Source organism: Paraburkholderia fungorum, from assembly GCF_046027605.1.
Classification (GTDB): domain Bacteria; phylum Pseudomonadota; class Gammaproteobacteria; order Burkholderiales; family Burkholderiaceae; genus Paraburkholderia; species Paraburkholderia fungorum_F.
In genome coordinates, this window is the sequence record NZ_JAQQEF010000016.1 from 156332 (window position 1) to 173946 (window position 17615).

The 17615-nt window shown below is 61.1% G+C and carries 22 protein-coding genes, 1 tRNA gene and 1 riboswitch; of the genes, 8 read left to right on the forward strand and 15 right to left on the reverse strand.

The features are described 5' to 3' along the window. Positions 1–31: 31 nt before the first annotated feature. From PQR53_RS24955 to ydfG, 12 genes are all read right to left on the reverse strand, one after another. Positions 32–844, reverse strand: coding sequence for a mechanosensitive ion channel family protein (locus tag PQR53_RS24955; protein ID WP_408459838.1), 813 nt, complete (start codon positions 842–844; stop codon positions 32–34). A 193-nt stretch (positions 845–1037) separates the two neighbouring features. Next, complete coding sequence (locus tag PQR53_RS24960) at positions 1038–1502, reverse strand: hypothetical protein (protein WP_408459841.1); 465 nt, start codon at positions 1500–1502, stop codon at positions 1038–1040. A 266-nt stretch (positions 1503–1768) separates the two neighbouring features. Beyond that, positions 1769–2428, reverse strand: a complete 660-nt coding sequence (locus PQR53_RS24965; RefSeq protein ID WP_408459844.1) for a hypothetical protein — start codon at positions 2426–2428, stop codon at positions 1769–1771. A 230-nt stretch (positions 2429–2658) separates the two neighbouring features. Continuing rightward, a tRNA-Lys gene (locus PQR53_RS24970) sits at positions 2659–2734 on the reverse strand. 232 nt (positions 2735–2966) lie between these two features. Further along, positions 2967–3716 (reverse strand): tol-pal system protein YbgF, encoded by a 750-nt coding sequence (ybgF, locus tag PQR53_RS24975; protein WP_408459847.1) that lies wholly within the window; start codon positions 3714–3716, stop codon positions 2967–2969. 19 nt (positions 3717–3735) lie between these two features. Beyond that, complete coding sequence (gene pal, locus PQR53_RS24980) at positions 3736–4245, reverse strand: peptidoglycan-associated lipoprotein Pal (RefSeq protein WP_408459850.1); 510 nt, start codon at positions 4243–4245, stop codon at positions 3736–3738. A gap of 32 nt (positions 4246–4277) precedes the next feature. Next, the gene (tolB, locus tag PQR53_RS24985; protein ID WP_169486215.1) at positions 4278–5570 is read right to left on the reverse strand and encodes a Tol-Pal system beta propeller repeat protein TolB; all 1293 of its coding nucleotides are present in this window, start codon (positions 5568–5570) and stop codon (positions 4278–4280) included. A 139-nt stretch (positions 5571–5709) separates the two neighbouring features. Continuing rightward, positions 5710–6744 carry a cell envelope integrity protein TolA gene (gene tolA, locus PQR53_RS24990; RefSeq protein WP_408459853.1) on the reverse strand — a complete coding sequence of 345 codons (1035 nt, stop codon included), beginning with the start codon at positions 6742–6744 and terminating at the stop codon, positions 5710–5712. Beyond that, a complete protein-coding gene (gene tolR / locus PQR53_RS24995; RefSeq protein ID WP_323043750.1) occupies positions 6741–7184 on the reverse strand; it encodes a protein TolR in 444 nt (147 codons plus the stop codon). Before tolR ends, tolA begins: the two co-directional genes overlap by 4 nt. A gap of 10 nt (positions 7185–7194) precedes the next feature. Then, a complete protein-coding gene (gene tolQ, locus PQR53_RS25000; protein ID WP_012431821.1) occupies positions 7195–7872 on the reverse strand; it encodes a protein TolQ in 678 nt (225 codons plus the stop codon). A 155-nt stretch (positions 7873–8027) separates the two neighbouring features. Next, entirely contained in the window at positions 8028–8507 is a 480-nt protein-coding gene (ybgC, locus tag PQR53_RS25005) for a tol-pal system-associated acyl-CoA thioesterase (RefSeq protein ID WP_408459929.1), read from the reverse strand. Positions 8508–8611: 104 nt separating this feature from the next. Next, the gene (gene ydfG / locus PQR53_RS25010) at positions 8612–9358 is read right to left on the reverse strand and encodes a bifunctional NADP-dependent 3-hydroxy acid dehydrogenase/3-hydroxypropionate dehydrogenase YdfG (protein ID WP_408459857.1); all 747 of its coding nucleotides are present in this window, start codon (positions 9356–9358) and stop codon (positions 8612–8614) included. 238 nt (positions 9359–9596) lie between these two features. Beyond that, positions 9597–9705, forward strand: a riboswitch (ZMP/ZTP riboswitch). 166 nt (positions 9706–9871) lie between these two features. Between ydfG and glyA the strand changes: the two genes are divergently transcribed. From glyA to PQR53_RS25045, 7 genes are all read left to right on the forward strand, one after another. Continuing rightward, entirely contained in the window at positions 9872–11119 is a 1248-nt protein-coding gene (glyA, locus tag PQR53_RS25015; RefSeq protein WP_408459860.1) for a serine hydroxymethyltransferase, read from the forward strand. Positions 11120–11125: 6 nt separating this feature from the next. Beyond that, a complete protein-coding gene (nrdR, locus tag PQR53_RS25020; RefSeq protein ID WP_091796645.1) occupies positions 11126–11608 on the forward strand; it encodes a transcriptional regulator NrdR in 483 nt (160 codons plus the stop codon). Between the two features lie 223 nt (positions 11609–11831). Then, the gene (locus PQR53_RS25025) at positions 11832–12398 is read left to right on the forward strand and encodes a GspH/FimT family pseudopilin (protein WP_408459863.1); all 567 of its coding nucleotides are present in this window, start codon (positions 11832–11834) and stop codon (positions 12396–12398) included. A gap of 95 nt (positions 12399–12493) precedes the next feature. Further along, positions 12494–12865 carry a hypothetical protein gene (locus PQR53_RS25030; RefSeq protein ID WP_408459866.1) on the forward strand — a complete coding sequence of 124 codons (372 nt, stop codon included), beginning with the start codon at positions 12494–12496 and terminating at the stop codon, positions 12863–12865. Further along, positions 12862–13671, forward strand: coding sequence for a PilW family protein (locus tag PQR53_RS25035; protein ID WP_408459869.1), 810 nt, complete (start codon positions 12862–12864; stop codon positions 13669–13671). The genes PQR53_RS25030 and PQR53_RS25035 overlap by 4 nt, the downstream gene beginning before the upstream one ends. 377 nt (positions 13672–14048) lie before the next feature. Further along, positions 14049–14495, forward strand: coding sequence for a pilus assembly PilX family protein (locus tag PQR53_RS25040; RefSeq protein WP_408459872.1), 447 nt, complete (start codon positions 14049–14051; stop codon positions 14493–14495). A gap of 10 nt (positions 14496–14505) precedes the next feature. After that, on the forward strand, positions 14506–14937 hold the full coding sequence (locus PQR53_RS25045; protein ID WP_408459875.1) for a type IV pilin protein: 432 nt from the start codon (positions 14506–14508) through the stop codon (positions 14935–14937). A 70-nt stretch (positions 14938–15007) separates the two neighbouring features. Here PQR53_RS25045 and PQR53_RS25050 read toward each other — a convergent pair whose 3' ends face one another. The 3 genes from PQR53_RS25050 to PQR53_RS25060 form a co-directional block, all read right to left on the reverse strand. Beyond that, positions 15008–15505, reverse strand: coding sequence for a DUF3318 domain-containing protein (locus PQR53_RS25050; protein ID WP_408459877.1), 498 nt, complete (start codon positions 15503–15505; stop codon positions 15008–15010). Between the two features lie 126 nt (positions 15506–15631). Then, entirely contained in the window at positions 15632–16018 is a 387-nt protein-coding gene (locus PQR53_RS25055; RefSeq protein WP_179736340.1) for a phage holin family protein, read from the reverse strand. A gap of 139 nt (positions 16019–16157) precedes the next feature. After that, on the reverse strand, positions 16158–16460 hold the full coding sequence (locus PQR53_RS25060; RefSeq protein ID WP_091796641.1) for an ElaB/YgaM/YqjD family protein: 303 nt from the start codon (positions 16458–16460) through the stop codon (positions 16158–16160). Positions 16461–16819: 359 nt separating this feature from the next. On the opposite strand from PQR53_RS25060, the gene PQR53_RS25065 reads away from it, so the two are divergent. Then, positions 16820–17458, forward strand: coding sequence for a peroxiredoxin (locus tag PQR53_RS25065; RefSeq protein ID WP_408459880.1), 639 nt, complete (start codon positions 16820–16822; stop codon positions 17456–17458). Positions 17459–17615: the final 157 nt, after the last annotated feature.

Below are 17615 nucleotides of genomic sequence, written 5' to 3' on the forward strand. Positions count from 1 at the left end.
GGTCAGTCATGGGCCTAAGCTTCGGTCGCGTTCACGTCACCGCGCGCGGCGCAAGCGGCGTTTCCGGTGTCGGATAGCCGGCTTCCTTGAAGGTCTGAACGATCGCGCGATTGGTGTCGAAGTAGACTTGCCAATAATGCTCATTGTTCGTATAGGGCCGCACGCATAACAACGGTCCCTCCGGCGTGAAGCTCAGCAATTCGATATCCGGCGCGGGGCTTTCGGCCACGTTCGGAATCTGCGTGACGGCCGCCTTCAGCCGGTTCATTGCATCCGTAGGGTCGACGCCGTTGGCGATCTTCGCTGTCAATTCGACACGCCGTACCGGCAGTATGCTGTAGTTCGAGATCGTGTCGGAGAAGATCTTGTTGTTGCCGACGATGGTTGTCACGTTGTCCGGCGTCACGATGGTCGTGCCGAACAGTCCCAGCTCGGAGACCGTGCCGGTCACACCGCCGGCAGTGACAAAATCGCCCACCTTGAACGGCCGTAGCACCTGCATGAAGATGCCCGCCGCGAAGTGGGCGAGCAGGCCGCCCCACGCAGTGCCGATCGCGAGACCGAGACCGGCGAGCAATGCGGCGAACGAGGTAGTCTGGACGCCGAACACCTGCAGGATCGCGAGGATGAGCAGCAGATTCAGCAATGCACCGAGGATCGAACCGAGGTAATGCGCGAGTGTTGGATCGACGCGGCCGTTTTTCGACAGCAGTTTGCGAAGCAAGCCGGTGATCAGGCCAATGACCCAACGGCCGACGATCCACAACACGATCGCGCCGAGTACCTTGGTGCCGAGGTCGATGCCTCGGGTCATGATGAACACGCGTACGGTTTCGAGATCCAAGATGTTCCTCGTTGGGTAAGTTGCCTTCGACTGATTGAACGGCGGTAGTGCAATACAGCGGCAAATGCCCGATAACGGGCGCAAACGGTAACTCTCGGTCTTCGGAAGTTATAGGCGACCGGCCGCCCATACGCAAGGTCCGTTCCTGGCGATGATGCGCAATGCGTGACAGGGGAAAATGGGCCGCGTGCGGTTACATCGGCAGATGTGATTCGGAATACGGTGACGTGGGAATGACTAGCGTGCTGTTGTCCGGTTTGGCGGCACGCGTGCGACGTGTGGCGTACCGCCACGCCAATGCGGCAATGGCGGCCAGCAGATACGTGCTAGCGCGTTCGAAGAATGCGCTCGACTCGCTGAACTTGCCGTAGCGGTTCTGTGCGTCGGCGAACACGAGAAAGGTCAACGCCGCGTCGAGCAGTAGGGCGGTCGAAGCTAGTGCAACGAAAATGTGCACGCCATTGAGCGTGGCGCCGGGCACAAGCCGGTTGCACAGATGACACGCGAACAGCACGATAGCCAGCAAGGCAAGGTTCGCGACGAGGTCGAACAGAAAATTAGTCATGTTGACGGAATGAAAGCGCAGAGATTTGCGGCGTTGCCAAAGCGTCTGCTCACGCAGCATTGCAGCGTGATGCGCAGAATCGGCGGCGATCATTGCACGTCTTTACGTCTCAATAAATGTCAATGTTCGGAGTCCGTTGTATTGATTCCGTATTGAAGAGACGTGATGTAAGAGGGCCCTCATGGTTGTGTGGGTCATGATGACTTGCGCTGTGAGAAACTTTCGCGTCCATGCACAAGATCGAGGCGATATCGATCTGATTCCGTCGATGCCTCACGTCCAAAGCGATGCCGATGCCGTCGCAACGAGCCTGCGCGAGTCGCTTGTGCGCCAGCGTTTGCCGGCACTTTGCCTGCTGATCAGAAGTGGTACGAAAGACCAATTTGCAGCGTCGGATACCATCGATAGGGCGAGGCTTTGTCCCTCAGTTGTTGCAAGCCCGTCGTGGCGATCTCCTGGCTCATGGCAGGACCCGCGGCCTGAGCCAGGGCCGGTGACAATGTATAGGACGAGCGCGGTATGCCGTAAGCGACGCCGAGATCGACCACCAGGCCAAATCCCTTGGCCGCGGGTCGCAAGCCATAGCCCACGCCCAGATAAGGCATGACGGTCGGGTACTTGACGGTGGCGGTCGCATACTCGCCCGGAAAGGCCGGCGTTCTCTGGCCTTTGAATATGTAGCTGCCGTTCGTGGGAACGGATTGGCCGCTTACTTCGTCGTCTGTGAAGCGAAGGCCGGCGGTGATGCGAAAGCCGCTGTTCGACCACGGGAACAGATCGCCGTAGATGCCTCCCTGGCGAAGCTTCACGTCGTCGGCATAACGATTTCCGCCCACCGTAAAGTCATGCGAAAAAGTGATCGCGTTGAAGTCCGCGTGCACGCCGAACCAGGACGTGACGTTCAGTGCCGCGCCAATGCCGACACCGAGCGTTCCGCCCTCCAGAAATATTTCCTGAGCGTGCGCCGTTTCGATTGAGATCGCCAAACCTACTACCCAGATTACTTTTGCAGTGTTCATGGGCGCCCCCCTGGGCGGGTTGGGCAGCGGGATCGTGTCTCCCCTGGCAGCCCTGTTTTGTGGTCTTTTTTGCGGCGCTCTTATGGCGTCGTGAAGCGATCATGCTTGCGCAAGACGGGGGCGGTCTGTGGGGTGTCGAACTATTTGGGGGATCGAGCGAAGAGGGCGGCGCGAGGGCCAGAAAAAGAAAAGGGCTTGCGACGCTGACGCGTGCAAGCCCTTGAATCTTTTGGTAGGCCGTACGGGATTCGAACCTGTGACCAACGGATTAAAAGTCCGCTGCTCTACCAGCTGAGCTAACGACCCAAAAGAGAAGCGAGATTATAGCGATAGCACCTGTGGGCTGTCAACCCATGGTGATAAGCCGGGCTATCCCTACTTCAGATAGTGAAAAGCCCGGGGTATTGCTACCCAGGGCTTTCCAGCGAGAGGCGCGCGTGGCTGCTTAATGTTGGAGCCGCGGTTTGAGCCGCGGTTCGAGCCACGATGAGAACTGCGTGGCCACTGCGCGTGACACCAACTGCTAAAGCTTATACGACTACTTGATCTGCGACAGCTTGCTCTGAGCCGACTGCGCGACGTCCGAGCCGCTGTACTGCGCGACGATCTGCTCCAGCGTCTTCTTGGCCGCAGCCTTCTGACCTTGCTCGAGCTGATTGTTCGCAATCGCGAGCAGCGCTTCCGGTGCACGCGGATGCTGCGGGTAGTTCTTCACCACACCTTGCCAGGTCGCCGTCGAGCCCTTGTAATCACGCAGCGCATACAGCGCGTTGCCGAGCCAGTATTGCGCGGTTGGCTGGTAAGGGCTGTTCGGATACTTGGAGATGAACGTGCGGAACGACACCGCCGCATTCTTGAAGTCGCCGCTGCGGAATTGCTGTGAGGCCGCATTGAACGAATCGGTTTCACCCGGCTGTACCTCGCCCTGGACGCCGTCCACGGTCTGTTGCTGCGGTTCGAATTTCTTCAGCCGCGTGTCCAGATCCGTGTAGTAGTCCTTCTGCTGCTTTTGCAGCGTGGTGAGCTGGTTGCCCATATCTTCGTTCTGCCCACGCAACGTCGCGACCTGCTGATTCAGCTGATCGAGGCGATTGGACTGATCGAGGATCGTGCGCTGTGCGGCCGACAGTTGGCTCGACAGGCTATCGGTCTTCGAACGCAGATCGAGAATGGCCTGACGGGCCTGATCGTCGTCGAACATACCCGCGTGCGCGGGCACAGCCGCGAAGGCCGTGCCTGCGACGCAGGCCGCTGCGGCAAACCGCAGCCAGGAGAAACGATGCGTCATTCGGCTCATCACCCGTTACTTACTGTTGGTACACGAGGTCGGCGCGGCGGTTCTGTGCCCACGACGATTCATCATGACCGTCGGCTTGCGGCTTTTCCTTGCCGAGGCTCACGGCTTCCATTTGCGAGTCCGTCACGCCCATCAGCGACAGCGAACGGCGCACAGCTTCAGCACGCTTCTGGCCGAGTGCCAGGTTGTACTCGCTGGTGCCGCGTTCGTCGGTATTGCCCTGGATCAGGACGTGACGTTGCGGATGGCTCTTCAGGTATTGCGCGTGTTGTTGCAGCAGCGATTGGTAGTCGTCCTTGACCGAGTAGCTGTCGAAGTCGAAGTAGATGCTGCGCTTGGCAAGCGGGCTGTTCGGATCGTTCAGCGGATCGACGTTGACCTGAGCGACATCGGTCGGGTTCGGTTGCGTCGAAACAGCGCCGCCCTTGTTAGCGTTTTCGTCGAGCTTGACGCCCGAGTGACACGCGGCCAGCAAACCAACCATCAGTACGGCAAATACGAAACGAAGTTTTGAAATCATTTGGTAACTCTCCTTGTGTTATTGCATGAACGTTATTGCATAAATGGGCCCCAGGACGGCTCGCGTACGCTGCCGCCCTGAACGGACAGGACCTGCCGAGTGCGACCGTCGGTCGATACTGCGGCCAACACGCCACGGCCGTTCACCTGTGTGGCGTAAAGAATGTACTGACCGTTCGCCGCGAAGCTCGGCGATTCGTCATGTGTGGTGTCCGTCAGGCCCGTGGCTGTATTGCCTTGCAGGTCCTGAATGTACAGCTTGAACCCGCCGCCGACGCGCGAGATATAGGCGAGCTGCTTGCCATCCGGGCTCACCCGCGGGCTGGTGTTGTAGCTGCCCGTGAAGGTCACGCGTTGTGCGGCGCCGGCGTTCTCGCCCTGGGCCGACATTTTGTAGATCTGCGGTTGGCCGCCACGGTCGCTGGTGAAATAGATCGACTGACCGTCAGGAGAGAAGCACGGTTCAGTGTCGATCGAGCTGCCTTGCGTGAGGCGCCGCAGACCGCTGCCGTCCGCATTGACGGCGAAGATCTGCGTGTTGCCGGTGCGCGAGAGCGCGACGGCCAGCGTGCGCCCATCCGGCGACCAGGCCGGCGCGCTGTTGTTACCCTTCTGGTCCGATACGACCACGCGACGGCCCGTAGGCAGGTCGTGGATATAGACGATCGGCTTTTTCTTTTCGAACGAAACGTAAGCGACCTTGGTGCCGTCAGGCGACCATGCCGGCGAGATGATCGGCTCGGGGCTCGACAGCGCGATGTGCGCGTCCTGGCCGTCCGAATCGGAAATCTGCAACTGATAACGGCCGCCCGTCTTGATCACATACGACAGGCGCGTGGCGAATACGCCGCGGCCGCCCATCAGTTTCGCGTAGATGTAGTCCGCGACCTTGTGCGCACTCATGCGCAAGCCGCTTTCCGGGCTCACGAGTACGAGGCCGCCGAGGCTTTCGCCCTTGACGGTGTCGTACAGCTTGAAGCGCACTTCATACTGGCCGTTCGGCAGACGGTTCACGCTGCCCGATACGAATGCGTTGGCGCCCTTGGCCTTCCAGCTGCCGAGGTCGACGGAATCCGTTTCGGAGACTGGCGTGCTGCCCGCGTCGATATTGGTGAATTTGCCACTGCGTTGCAAATCCTGACGCACGATCGTGCTGACCTGCTGCGGCGAATTCGCTTCATTGGCGAAGTTCGCCGTTGCGATCGGAAACTGGGTGGACCCGACGCCTGTCACGAGGACGTTGAGTTGTGCGTTGGCGGCGCCGCCGACGGCGATCAGGCACGACGCTACAAGTGTCCGCAGGCCTAGCTTGGTCATCAAACTCATGCTGTATGGTTTCCCCAAAAACGGTTTTACTAACACTTCACGACAGCAGACAGACCCGCAAACCACTAATTCGTTCCCGGGCGCGCCACGCTGGGCGGGGCGCTGCGTCTGCAGTCAACTGACTGTCAAACTGTTGCAATCACCCTGCAGGGCGCAACGTAATCTTGAAGCTGGTGGGCGTTTTCCCGTCGATATCCTGAGGCATCGGATTCGAACGCTGGACCGCCCGCAGTGCCGCATCGTCCCACGCGGAATTGCCGCTGCTGCGCGCGATCTGCGCATCCAGCAGTGTGCCCGTCGGCGAGCAGCGCACGGAGATGACCGTTTCCAGACCATCCGTTTCGCCGCCCCACGAGATGTTCGGACGCACCACGCGACGCACCTTGTCCGCGTAGCCCGGCGATGTCGCCGTGCCACCCGAACCACTACCCGTGCCGCTCTTCGCAAGCCCATTGCCGGTCGACCCTTCGGCGCCCGCCGAACCTTGCAGCTGGGCAAGCCGCGCACGACGCTCCGCGTCCAGCTTCTTTGCTTGTGCTGCAGCATCGGCTTGCGCCTTGGCCTTCGCTGCTTTCTGCGCGTCGGCCTTCTTCTGCGCGTCAGCCTCGGCCTGTTTCTGCTGCTCCTGCTGCTGTTCCTTCAACTGCTGCTGCTTTTGCTGGTCGGCCAATTGCTGCTGTTTCAGCTTGTCGGCCTGCTGCTGCTGCTGCTGCTGTTGCTGTTGCTGCAACTGTTTCTGCTTGAGCGCCGCTGCTTTTTGCGCGGCCAGTTGGGCTGCCTGATCAGCCGCCAGTTGCTGCTGACGCTTCGCCTCGGCCTCCTGCTGGGCTTGCAGCTTCTGCTGACGCTGCTGCTCGGCCAGTTGCGCCTGACGGGCCGCTTCCTGTTGCTGGCGTTTCTTTTCCTGCAGCGCGATGTCGGCCTGTTCGTCCGGCAGCGGCGGAGCAGGGGCGACGGGAACCGGCGGCGGCGGAGGTGGGCGCGGAATCGCTGAATCCGGCACTTCGGTCCACAGTTCTGCCTCCGCTCCTGCTGGCGTGCTGTTCTGCCATTGAATGCCGTGATACAGGAAGAACCCCAGCAGCGCGTGCATGACCAGGGCGAACACAAAGGCTCGCCAGGTGCCGCGTTCACGCGGCGGCTGAAGCGGGTATTCGGAATTCTTGCGGATCATTGTGATTTGACGAGCAATCCAACGCGCTTGACGCCCTGAGCTTTCAGTTCGGACATCACGTTCATCACGACTTCGTACTTCACGGTCTTGTCGGCGGCGATCACGACAGGCTGATCAGGGTGTGACTGCGCGCGGTCGGCGATGAACCCGTGCAGATCGGCCTTGCTCATGTTTTCCTGTTGCTGCGCGCCGGAATCGTCCTTGTATTTGACGCTCATATTGCCGTCCGCACGGATGTTCACGATCACGGGCGGAGTTTGCTGCTGCGGCGCGGCGCCGCCCACGGTCGGCAGATTGACGATCGACGGGGCGACGAGCGGCGCGGTCACCATGAAGATCACGAGCAACACGAGCATCACGTCGATGTACGGCACGACGTTGATGTCGGCCATCGCGCGGCGCTGACGGGAACCGCGCATGCTGGAGGAAGAGCCTGCCATCGTGGACTCCTTACTGTGCCTGGCGCTGCAAGATGTTCGAGAACTCTTCGATGAAGGTCTCGAAGCGGATCGCCAGACGGTCGATGTCGTGCGCGTAGCGGTTGTAGGCAACCACGGCCGGAATTGCGGCGAACAGGCCGATTGCGGTGGCGGTCAGCGCTTCCGCAATGCCCGGCGCGACGTTCGCAAGCGTTGCCTGCTGCACGTTGGCGAGGCCGCGGAACGCATTCATGATCCCCCACACCGTGCCGAACAGACCGATATACGGGCTGACCGAACCGACCGACGCGAGAAACGCCAGATTTGCTTCGAGCACGTCCATTTCACGCTGGAACGCGGCGCGCATGGCACGGCGCGCGCCGTCGAGAATCGCGCCGGAATCGTTCAGGCGCTTTTCCTTGCCCTTCAGAAATTCGCGCATGCCGGATTCGAAAATCCGTTCCAGTGCGCCGATCGTGTGGCGGTTGTTGGCGGCGCTCTGATACAGCGCCTGCAGGTCGCCGCCCGACCAGAAATCGCGTTCGAAGCGTTCAGTTTGCGCGCGTGCCCGGCGGATCGCAAACCACTTGCGGAAGATGAAAGTCCACGACAACAGCGACAGCAGAAGCAGCAGCGCCATGACGGCCTGCGCCAGCAGGCTCGCATTGAGTACGAGAGAAACGATCGACAGATCTTGTGTAGTGTTCATAAAGGTTCGTTTTAACGTCCCGGAAGGGGGCGTCCGGCTGCAAGGCCACTCGAAGCTTGCCGTGAGCAAAACGGAAGCATCGGCGATATTGCAAGCCGAACCATGCTTTGTGTTGCTTGATCGTTACGAGTTCACTGGCCCCGTAACAACGGGGTTCAGTCGTTGTTCGTTGACACGCCGCCGTCGTTCGCGTTCGGCCCGCGCCGCAACGCGGCGAGAACCGGCGGAGGAATCGCGGCCGGACGCAGCGCAATGCGGTCGACACAGCCGACCCGGATGGAACCGGTAGCAAGCAACGTGCCGTCACGCCACGCTTCTTGTGCAAAATCGACGGAAGCGCGGCCAAGACGCTCGATTCGGCTCACTACCTTGACGACATCGTCGAGGCGAGCCGGCGCCCGATAATCGACTGCGGTGCTGCGCACGATGAAAATGGCGCCCGCCTGGTCGGCGAGCCGGTTCTGGTCGACGCCGCATGCGCGCAGCCATTCGGTGCGCGCCCGCTCGAAAAACTTCAGGTAATTCGCGTAAAACACGATGCCGCCGGCGTCGGTATCTTCGTAGTACACGCGGATTGGCCACGTGAAGCCGATTTCCGTACCGGTCTGGATGGTCGACAGATTCATGCCGCGCATTTTACCGGAACGCATACCCCGAGGTCTGTTTCAAGATGTGCGCCCCGCCTGGCTTGCCTGAGCCGGAATTTCAGCCGGATTTCAGCCGGATTTCAGCCGGAATTTCAACCGCGATGAACCGACAAAGCGGAGAAGGATTGGGCCACCGGCATCAGCTCGATCGTGTTGACGTTGACGTGCGCAGGCCGGGTGGCGATCCAGTAGATCGAGTCGGCGATATCCTCGGGCGTCAGCGGTTGGACGTTCTCATACATTTTGGCCGCTTTTTCGTCGTTCCCGCGAAAGCGCACGTTCGAGAACTCGGTGCCGCCGCACAGGCCTGGCTCGATGTCGGTCACGCGCAAGGCTGTGCCGGCCAGATCGGCGCGCAGATTCAGGCTGAACTGACGTACGAACGCCTTGGTGGCGCCATATACGTTGCCGCCCGCGTACGGCCAGCTGCCGGCCGCCGACCCCAGATTGAAAATATGCCCTCGGTTACGCTCCACCATTCCGGGCAGAAGCGCATGCGTGACCTGCACGAGGCCCGTGCAGTTGGTGTCGATCATGGTGTTCCATTCGTCCAGATTCGCCTTTTGCGCCGGCTCGATGCCGAGCGCGAGGCCGGCGTTATTGACGAGCACGTCGAGCGCGGCGAAATCGGCGGGCAGCGAGGCCGGCACGGCTTCGACGGCGGCGCGGTCACGCACGTCGAGCTCAAACGGCAGGAGGGCGTCGCCGAGTTCGTCGGCGAGTGCCTGCAGGCGGTCTTTGCGGCGCGCGGTGGCGACGACCCGATGGCCGCCCTTGACGAAGGCGCGAGCGATAGCGGCGCCGAATCCCGCGGACGCTCCGGTGACGAACACGATCATTGCAGTTCCCTGGCTGGTAGAGGAGAAAGGTCCCAAGCCTACTTCCAATGCGGCGCTGCGGCAAGGATGAACCAGGCGTACAAGTGGCCGCGGCAAGGATGCGGAGCGGGTTGCGGGCGCGTTTTCATCAGATGTTTGGACGCCTTTTGCGGCGCTGCCGTAGCCGGCCTGAGGAGCGCCCGCCGGCCCGGCGGGAAGCCGGTTGCCTATTCGATCCTCTTCCAATAAACTAACGCGCTCATCCCTGCGTGACTGGCGATAGAACCGGTTCAAGCAATCGGATTCAAGGTGGAACAACCCACCGTGAAGCGCAGGGTGCCGTTTTGCCGTTCGCCTGGGCAGCCGTGATCCGCGCGCATTGATCTGCGCTGTCGGTGGCTGTCCTGCCTCGCGTGTGCGGCGACTCTCCATCCGCCACGTCAGGGCTGGCTCAGCCGCCAGCAGCGCTGCGTACCCTCTACGCAAGATTCGGCGCGCGATCCGGTCAACCTGAACACACTCAACGGAATCCGTATGTTTGACAGAGCCCAAAGCACCATCGCCAACGTCGATCCTGAACTCTGGAAGGTCATCGAGCAGGAAAACCGCCGTCAGGAAGAGCACATCGAACTGATCGCGTCGGAAAACTACACGAGCCCGGCCGTGATGGCTGCGCAAGGCTCGCAACTCACCAACAAATACGCCGAAGGGTATCCGGGCAAGCGCTACTACGGCGGCTGCGAATATGTCGACGTTGCCGAGCAACTGGCGATCGACCGCGTGAAGCAACTGTTCGGCGCCGAAGCCGCCAACGTGCAGCCGAACTCCGGCTCGCAGGCGAACCAGGGCGTGTTCTTCGCCATGCTCAAGCCGGGCGACACGATCATGGGCATGAGCCTCGCGCACGGCGGTCACCTGACTCACGGCTCGCCGGTCAACATGTCGGGCAAGTGGTTCAACGTGGTGAGCTATGGCCTGAACGAAGCCGAAGATATCGACTACGACGCGGCTGAAAAGCTCGCACAGGAACACAAGCCGAAGCTGATCGTGGCCGGCGCGTCTGCGTTCTCGCTGCGCATCGACTTCGAACGGATGTCGAAGATCGCGAAGTCGGTGGGTGCGTATTTCATGGTCGACATGGCGCACTACGCCGGCCTCGTCGCCGCGGGCGTCTATCCGAACCCGGTGCCGCACGCCGATTTTGTCACCACCACCACGCATAAGAGCCTGCGCGGCCCGCGCGGCGGCGTGATCCTGATGAAAGCCGAGTTCGAAAAGCAAATCAACTCGGCCATTTTCCCGGGCATTCAGGGTGGTCCGCTGATGCACGTGATCGCCGGCAAGGCAGTCGCGTTCAAGGAAGCTCTGTCGCCGGAGTTCAAGACGTATCAGCAGCAAGTCGTCGAGAACGCGCGCGTGCTGGCTGAAACGCTCGTCAAGCGTGGCCTGCGCATCGTCTCGGGCCGTACGGAAAGCCATGTGATGCTGGTCGACTTGCGGGCCAAGAAGATCACCGGCAAGGCAGCGGAAGCTGCGCTCGGCGCGGCGCATATCACGGTCAACAAGAACGCAATCCCGAACGACCCGGAAAAGCCGTTCGTCACGAGCGGTGTGCGTCTTGGCTCGCCGGCCATGACCACGCGTGGTTTCGGCGTCAAGGAAGCGGAGCAGGTGGGCAACCTGATCGCCGACGTGCTGGACAACCCGGAAGACGCCGCCACGATCGAACGTGTGCGCGCGCAGGTCGCCGAGTTGACCCAGCGCTTCCCGGTTTACCGCTAAGCCGCCATGCATTGCCCCTTCTGCCGTCACGCCGATACGCAAGTTGTGGATTCTCGCGTATCCGAAGACGGCGCGACGATACGCCGGCGCCGCCGCTGCCCGGCCTGCGACAAACGTTTTACGACGTATGAGCGGGTTGAGCTGGCGTTGCCGTCGGTCGTCAAGAAGGACGGCAGCCGCACGGAATTCGATCGCCGCAAGATCGTTGCGAGCATGCAACTGGCGCTGCGCAAGCGCCCGGTGGCAGCTGACGCGATCGACGCGGCGGTCGCTCGCATCGAGTATCAACTGCTCGGCAGCGGCGAGCGCGAGGTGCGCAGCGAGCGGCTCGGCGAACTCGTGATGAACGAGCTGCGTGCGCTCGATACCATTGCCTATGTGCGTTTCGCCTCTGTCTACCGGCGCTTCGAAGACGTCTCCGAATTCGAGGACGTGATCGAAGAATTCCGTCGCGCCTCTTCTCCTCCCAAGCCGCCCCGCAAGCGCTGATTGCCGTTGCGCCTGAAGCTGCGCTCCAGCTCCAGCTCCAGCTCCAGCTCCAGGTTCTGTTCTCTTCTGCATCGGTTCGCGCATCCGCATCTCCGCTCCCGTTATGGTTCGTCACGCGTGCATTTTTGCGCGGGATAGCGTCTGAGTGCCACCTGGCCGTTCGGCCGATTGTCGACCCGTTTGCGAATCGCTAGATTGGCTGCATTCTTTGAAACGATCAGGTATGCAGATGAAATGGGAAGCAGTCTATTTGCGGCCGCACCGCGGCTTTACGCTTGTCGAAACATTGGCCGTCGTCGCGCTGCTGGCGATAATCGCGGTGATGGCGACGCCGTCGTTCGTTGCATGGCACCTGCGGGACCAGGTCGACGCACGCGCGAAAGCGCTTGCCTCAACGCTCGCCTATGCGCGCAGTGAAGCAATGCGCCGCGGTGCTCGCGTCACGGTATGCCGAATCGATGCGGCACGGCATTGTCTTGCAGCGGGACAAGCGTGCGGCAACGGGGTGACGGACTGGTCGTGCGGCTGGGCAGTCCTGGCCGAGCGCGGTGGCGCGCTCTCGCTACTGCGCGCGCATCCTCTACTGGCAGCAGTCAGTGTCACTGGAACACAGACGAATCTCACGTTTACGCCGCCGGCGGGGCAGTTGATCGGCACCTTTCGCAGCTTCGATATCGCACCACGCGTGCCGTCGAAAGCGACCCAGGGCGACAAGTGGCGGCGCTGCATCCACATCGCCGCGGGCGGGCGGGCGCGGATTGTCGAGGGCGCGTGTGGAGCAGCATCGTGAGCCCACGTCCATCGCATCCGCAGCCGCGAAAATGCCCGGCAAGTCGCTCAACAAGGCCCAGCGCAAGGCACGGAGGCAGTTCGCTGATCGAAGTGATGCTGGCCGTTGCCCTGATGGCAGTGACAGCGCTCGGGTTGGTCGCCGGCCAATTGTGGACCGCGCGCGAAGCCCGTGCGATGGCGATGCGCGAGCACGCTGCATGGATAGCCGATTCCGTCGCCGAAGCGATGCGCGAGCCCCCGGCCGGCGACGCTGCCATCAGACAATGGAGCGCGCGTGCAATGGCCTTGCTGCCGCACGGCGAGGCTTCGGTAACGGAACGCAGCGGCGTGTCCACCGCAAGCGTCACGTGGAGGGCCCTGCGCGACATGCCGCGCGCCGACGATGTCATCGACAAGCCCGAGTCGTGCGGTGGTGCGGATGTTCCCGCCGGCGCCTCATGCGTTGCACTGGCGTTCGCAAAATGACGCAACGTATCCATATCGCGCGTGGCCATACGCTCGTCGAGTTCGTGATCGCAATTGCGTTGGGGCTGGTAGTGACCGCCGGTGCGGTCTCGCTTTATACAACGCAGCGTAAGGTGTTTGAGCGTTCGAATGACGCAATGCGGATCCGCGAAGCTGGCCTGACCGCACTTACGCTGATGGGCCAGCAACTTCAAATGGCCGGCTTCGTGCCTGCGGACGTCGTGGGGTTCACTAGTTCGCCGCCGTTGTTTGGTTGTTCAGGCGGTCGCCCGACCGGTGCGGACAAGAGCCTTGCCTGCGAGGTATTGCCGAGCCATTCTGACGGTATCGCGGTGCGTTACGTCGGTGACAACGTCTCGACGTGGCCGTCGGCGACCGGCCAATCAACGGACTGCCTCGGCCAGGCCGTAACGAACAACGATGCAGCACTCGGCGGGCAGGGCGTGTTGGTTGTCAATCGATACTTCGCGAGGGTCAGCGGGTCGACGGGCGAGCCGGAACTTTACTGCGAGGGCAATGGCAAGACGGGGTCCGCTCAACCGCTGGTCGAAGGCGTCGAACGTGTGCGACTCAAGTACTGGCTAGCCGGCGGGCTGAGTGCAATAGACGCGTCGGCGATAACGGCTGATCAATGGGCAAGGGTCGTCGCCGTCGATCTTTGTGTGCTCGTTCGCGGGGCCCCGCAAGGACGGAGCACGCGCTATGCCGATTGCGAGGGCGTCAGTGCTGTGGGAACTGACATGCGAGCGCGGCAGGTTTTCTGGCGGCGGGTGGCGATACGCAATCACGCGGAGGATTCCTTGTGACAGACGGACCTTGGAATATAACGAACTGTGTGGAATGGGGTCGGCGAAATCCCGATAGTCATGCTGCGACAGTGGACAGACGCGGAGAGCACATCGCCCAGCCGGAGTGCCCAGACTTGTCGAATACACAGCGCCGGCCGGAACATCTAAGTGCATTGAATACACAGCGCCAGCCAGAAGACCCAAGCGTAGTGAATACGCAGCGCCGTCTCGAACGACTCACTCAGCATGCGCCCTGGGGTCGCTCTGTGCGCAAGGACCGCTCGCAGCGCTGCGAGCAGCCATCAAAATATCGGGCACGTCTCATCCATACCGTTCGGAGACCACGCGTTCACAACAGCGGTACCGTCCTGCCGATCGTCCTGCTGATTTCCGCGATGATGTTGACCACTTCCGCGGCATGGTTCGAAACATCGCTTGCGGCGGCGCGGGGCGCCAACAATGTGCGCGACTATTTGCAGGCATTTCATGCTGCGGATTCGGCGCTGACCCTGTGCGCGCGCAGCGTGGTCGCCGCGGCAACTGTCGAGCCGGCGCCAGCGGCGTCGCTGCCGCCCGGTGAGCCCACGCAGTGGAAGCTCGAAAGCGCGTTCGAAGCCGGCGCTGTCGCACCTATCGCGCAATGGCCTGGATCGTTACGCCCGCCGCAATGTTTGATCGAAGCGTGGCGTTTTGCCACGCGCGCCGATGCCCGAGCCTATTTACTGACTGCTCGCGGCTTCGGCCGGACGAAAGAATCGCAGGTGTGGTTGCAGATGGAACTTGTGATCACAGGTGAACAGATTGAGCGTCACTGGCGTCGCATTGCCGCACGCCCTTTTTGACGGGAGGTTCATGACGAGATCGCACACATCCGCATTTACGCTACTCGAACTGATGATCGCGTTGGCGATAACCGCCACGCTGCTCGTGTTTGCAGTGCCTTCGTACCGGAGCCAAGTCGCGCGAACACACAGAGTCGACGCGGCGTCCGCCCTTTATCGGGCAGCGCAATTTGTCGAGGGAGCGGCAAGCGATGGCACCGCGACCTTGCCGCCGGGTCTGGATCAGGCGCCGCAATTCGGCACGCCGATGTACCGGCTGCACGTGCTGCCGGCGGACGACGCAAACGGCGGCTATTCGGTAGAGGCAGCGCCGACCGAAACCGGCCCCATGCGCGACGACGCTTGCGGCGTGTTCACCCTGGATGCGACAGGGCTGCGAGGGAATAGAACCAGCGCAAACGGCATGGCGCCGGCAAATGGCGAGTGCTGGAACACAAGCTAGGGAGCGCTGTTCAACATCGCGCAACAATGGCAGACGATGAACCTGATACGCGAGCGCGTACTACCGCCCCTCAGTACCCGCTATCAACCGCCTCTTCCTTTCTGGCAGCGGAAGCGGAAGCGGAAGAGGAGGCAGCGGAATCATTCTTCATCTGCTGCCAGATTCGATACGCTTCCCAGCCGGCAAGCGCAAGGCTGCCCCATTTGAGCGCGGGCTTCGCACCCGCTGCAATGGTCGCGCGCAGTGGCTTGGCCAACACCAGCGAAGCGATCGAACTGATGAGCGGATATTGTTTGAGGAGCGCCCCGATGCTGCCTGCGTTGACAAAACTCGCTTTCGAGCCCCTCCCCACGCGCATGCCGCCGAAGCCAGGCAGAATGAATTTGAGCCAGCTGAAGTGCGTGACTGCCTGCCGCAATTCGATCGTCGCCTGAGCGAGTTCCATGCGCTCGACATCCGCGCGTACCAGCAGCAATTCCTTGCGCAGCGCTCGCAGGTGAGGCGTACTCAGATCTTTGGCCTGGTGGCGCTTGTTGCGGAATGCGGTATCGGAATGGATTGAGCTCATGGCGTGTCGGCGGCAGTGGAGGTGGGGCAGTAAAACCAGGCTGAAAATCGGTCGAAGTGTTTGCGAGGACTTACCGAGGCAGCGGGCGTTTGAGGCACGCCCATGACCCGGGTTACGCGCGCCGTATTACGGTTTGCGGAACACGTCGCGATCTTTTTCGAACTCGGCAATCGTGGCTTCGAACACCATTGGCGCATTGCGCAAACCGCTGCGCGCTTTTAGCGCACAGGCTATTCCCGCAATTGCGTACACCGCCGTAATGCCGGCGAGCGCTTGCCACCGGTAGGTGTCCCAGAACGCGATGGCGATCAGCGCCGTCAATGCGATCAAGGCCATCGTTGCGAGCATCATGGCCGCGAGGCCGAGAAACAGCACGCCGAGCAGACGGTCTTTTTCTTCGGCGAGTTCGATGCCAACCAGTTCAAGCCGCGTTTGCAGAAGAGCAAACACGGATCCAAAAATACGGCGCAACGGACTATGTTCGCCGTGCTGCGATTGTGTTTCGATCGTCATGGCTGTGAGCGTTGCGCGTGTAGGCCTAACCGGCGCGTGAAAACAAGCGCGCCAACAGAAGCGGACCGGCCAGGCATGCGCCGGTCAACTCGATTCCCTGGTCTGCCGGGCCCGCTTCGCCCGGCAGTTCACCAGAGCGTTACTTGCGGTTGATCAACAGGCCCAACAGCACGCCGGCGCCAGCGGCGATGCCGATGGATGCCCATGGATGTTCATGCACGTAGTCGTCGGTAGCGCGTGCGGCTTTCTTGCCTTTTTCGACCACCACGACCTGTACGTCAGCCGCCTTTTCCCTTGCCTGCTTCAGGCGCGTGAGCGCCGTTTCACGCAGTTCCGAAGCGCGCTCGCCGGTGGCGCTCGCGGCCTGTTTCAGCAAATCTTCAGCGTCCGCGAGGACGGTTTTGATATCCGACATCAATCTCTCCTTGTTGACTTCCGACATTGACAGCTCCCCTTCGTCTCACGACACGCGTGAATCGTAACCAAAGAAACGGCCGCTGGCGAGCGCAGTGCTCGGTTCGTTGAGAACAACCGCACGAACCGTTCCCGGTTGAAGTAAGGACCTGAAAACTCCATCATCTGCTACACCCTACCGTAGCGTTGCTTAAGATGGAGTTGATCTGTCCCGCAAAGTTTCCACTAAATCGGTGAAAATTACAAAATCGCATAAAGTAGTGACGCGATGTTCGTTCGGTATGTACCGTCACTCCCGTATGCTGTAATTTGGCGAAGCCCGCTTGAGCAGAGCGTCGCGCGCGAAATGCTCGCGCAGAATGTCCGAATACAACAAGGAGCTGCATCATGAGTCTACGTCTTGGCGACATTGCACCAGATTTCGAACAGGAGTCGAGTGTCGGCCGCATCAATTTCCATGAATGGCTGGGCGATAGTTGGGGCGTGCTGTTCTCGCATCCCGCTGACTTCACGCCGGTTTGCACGACCGAATTGGGTTTGACGGCGAAGCTGGCTGACGAATTCGAAAAGCGCAATGTGAAGACGATCGCGTTGTCGGTCGACAGCGCCGAGTCGCACAAGGAATGGATCAAGGACATCAACGAGACCCAGGCCGCCAACGTCGGCTTCCCGATTCTCGCTGACGGTGATCGCAAGGTGGCTGAGCTGTACGACATGATCCACCCGAACGCCAATGAAACCCTCACGGTCCGGTCGCTATTCGTGATCGATCCGAAGAAGAAGGTGCGCTTGATCATCACCTATCCGGCCAGCACCGGGCGCAATTTCGACGAAGTGCTGCGCGTGATCGACTCGCTTCAACTCACCGACAGCCACTCGGTGGCCACGCCCGGCAACTGGAAGCAGGGCGATGACGTGGTGATCGTGCCGTCGTTGAAGGACGAAGAAGTCATCAAGCAGAAATTCCCGAAGGGCTATAAGGCGCTGCGCCCGTATCTGCGGATGACACCGCAGCCGAACAAATAAGCGGCTGATGGGTCACGAAAGGCGCCGTTAGCTGCAATGCGACGCTGTGACGCGGCACGAAAAAAGGCCGGTTCAAAAATTGAACCGGCCTTTTGATTTCCACTTTCGATTTGCTATCTATCAGCGGCCAAGTCGAAACGCCACCATCAAAGCATCA

Excerpts from the sequence above, each read along its gene's own strand:
- PQR53_RS24960 (WP_408459841.1), bottom strand. The coding sequence starts at position 1,502 with ATGATCGCCGCCGATTCTGCGCATCACGCTGCAATGCTGCGTGAGCAG.
- PQR53_RS24965 (WP_408459844.1), bottom strand. The coding sequence starts at position 2,428 with ATGAACACTGCAAAAGTAATCTGGGTAGTAGGTTTGGCGATCTCAATC.
- ybgF (WP_408459847.1), bottom strand. The coding sequence starts at position 3,716 with ATGACGCATCGTTTCTCCTGGCTGCGGTTTGCCGCAGCGGCCTGCGTC.
- pal (WP_408459850.1), bottom strand. The coding sequence starts at position 4,245 with ATGATTTCAAAACTTCGTTTCGTATTTGCCGTACTGATGGTTGGTTTG.
- tolB (WP_169486215.1), bottom strand. The coding sequence starts at position 5,570 with ATGAGTTTGATGACCAAGCTAGGCCTGCGGACACTTGTAGCGTCGTGC.
- tolA (WP_408459853.1), bottom strand. The coding sequence starts at position 6,744 with ATGATCCGCAAGAATTCCGAATACCCGCTTCAGCCGCCGCGTGAACGC.
- tolR (WP_323043750.1), bottom strand. The coding sequence starts at position 7,184 with ATGGCAGGCTCTTCCTCCAGCATGCGCGGTTCCCGTCAGCGCCGCGCG.
- tolQ (WP_012431821.1), bottom strand. The coding sequence starts at position 7,872 with ATGAACACTACACAAGATCTGTCGATCGTTTCTCTCGTACTCAATGCG.
- ybgC (WP_408459929.1), bottom strand. The coding sequence starts at position 8,507 with ATGCGCGGCATGAATCTGTCGACCATCCAGACCGGTACGGAAATCGGC.
- ydfG (WP_408459857.1), bottom strand. The coding sequence starts at position 9,358 with ATGATCGTGTTCGTCACCGGAGCGTCCGCGGGATTCGGCGCCGCTATC.
- glyA (WP_408459860.1), top strand. The coding sequence starts at position 9,872 with ATGTTTGACAGAGCCCAAAGCACCATCGCCAACGTCGATCCTGAACTC.
- nrdR (WP_091796645.1), top strand. The coding sequence starts at position 11,126 with ATGCATTGCCCCTTCTGCCGTCACGCCGATACGCAAGTTGTGGATTCT.
- PQR53_RS25025 (WP_408459863.1), top strand. The coding sequence starts at position 11,832 with ATGCAGATGAAATGGGAAGCAGTCTATTTGCGGCCGCACCGCGGCTTT.
- PQR53_RS25030 (WP_408459866.1), top strand. The coding sequence starts at position 12,494 with ATGCTGGCCGTTGCCCTGATGGCAGTGACAGCGCTCGGGTTGGTCGCC.
- PQR53_RS25035 (WP_408459869.1), top strand. The coding sequence starts at position 12,862 with ATGACGCAACGTATCCATATCGCGCGTGGCCATACGCTCGTCGAGTTC.
- PQR53_RS25040 (WP_408459872.1), top strand. The coding sequence starts at position 14,049 with ATGATGTTGACCACTTCCGCGGCATGGTTCGAAACATCGCTTGCGGCG.
- PQR53_RS25045 (WP_408459875.1), top strand. The coding sequence starts at position 14,506 with ATGACGAGATCGCACACATCCGCATTTACGCTACTCGAACTGATGATC.
- PQR53_RS25050 (WP_408459877.1), bottom strand. The coding sequence starts at position 15,505 with ATGAGCTCAATCCATTCCGATACCGCATTCCGCAACAAGCGCCACCAG.
- PQR53_RS25055 (WP_179736340.1), bottom strand. The coding sequence starts at position 16,018 with ATGACGATCGAAACACAATCGCAGCACGGCGAACATAGTCCGTTGCGC.
- PQR53_RS25060 (WP_091796641.1), bottom strand. The coding sequence starts at position 16,460 with ATGTCGGAAGTCAACAAGGAGAGATTGATGTCGGATATCAAAACCGTC.
- PQR53_RS25065 (WP_408459880.1), top strand. The coding sequence starts at position 16,820 with ATGAGTCTACGTCTTGGCGACATTGCACCAGATTTCGAACAGGAGTCG.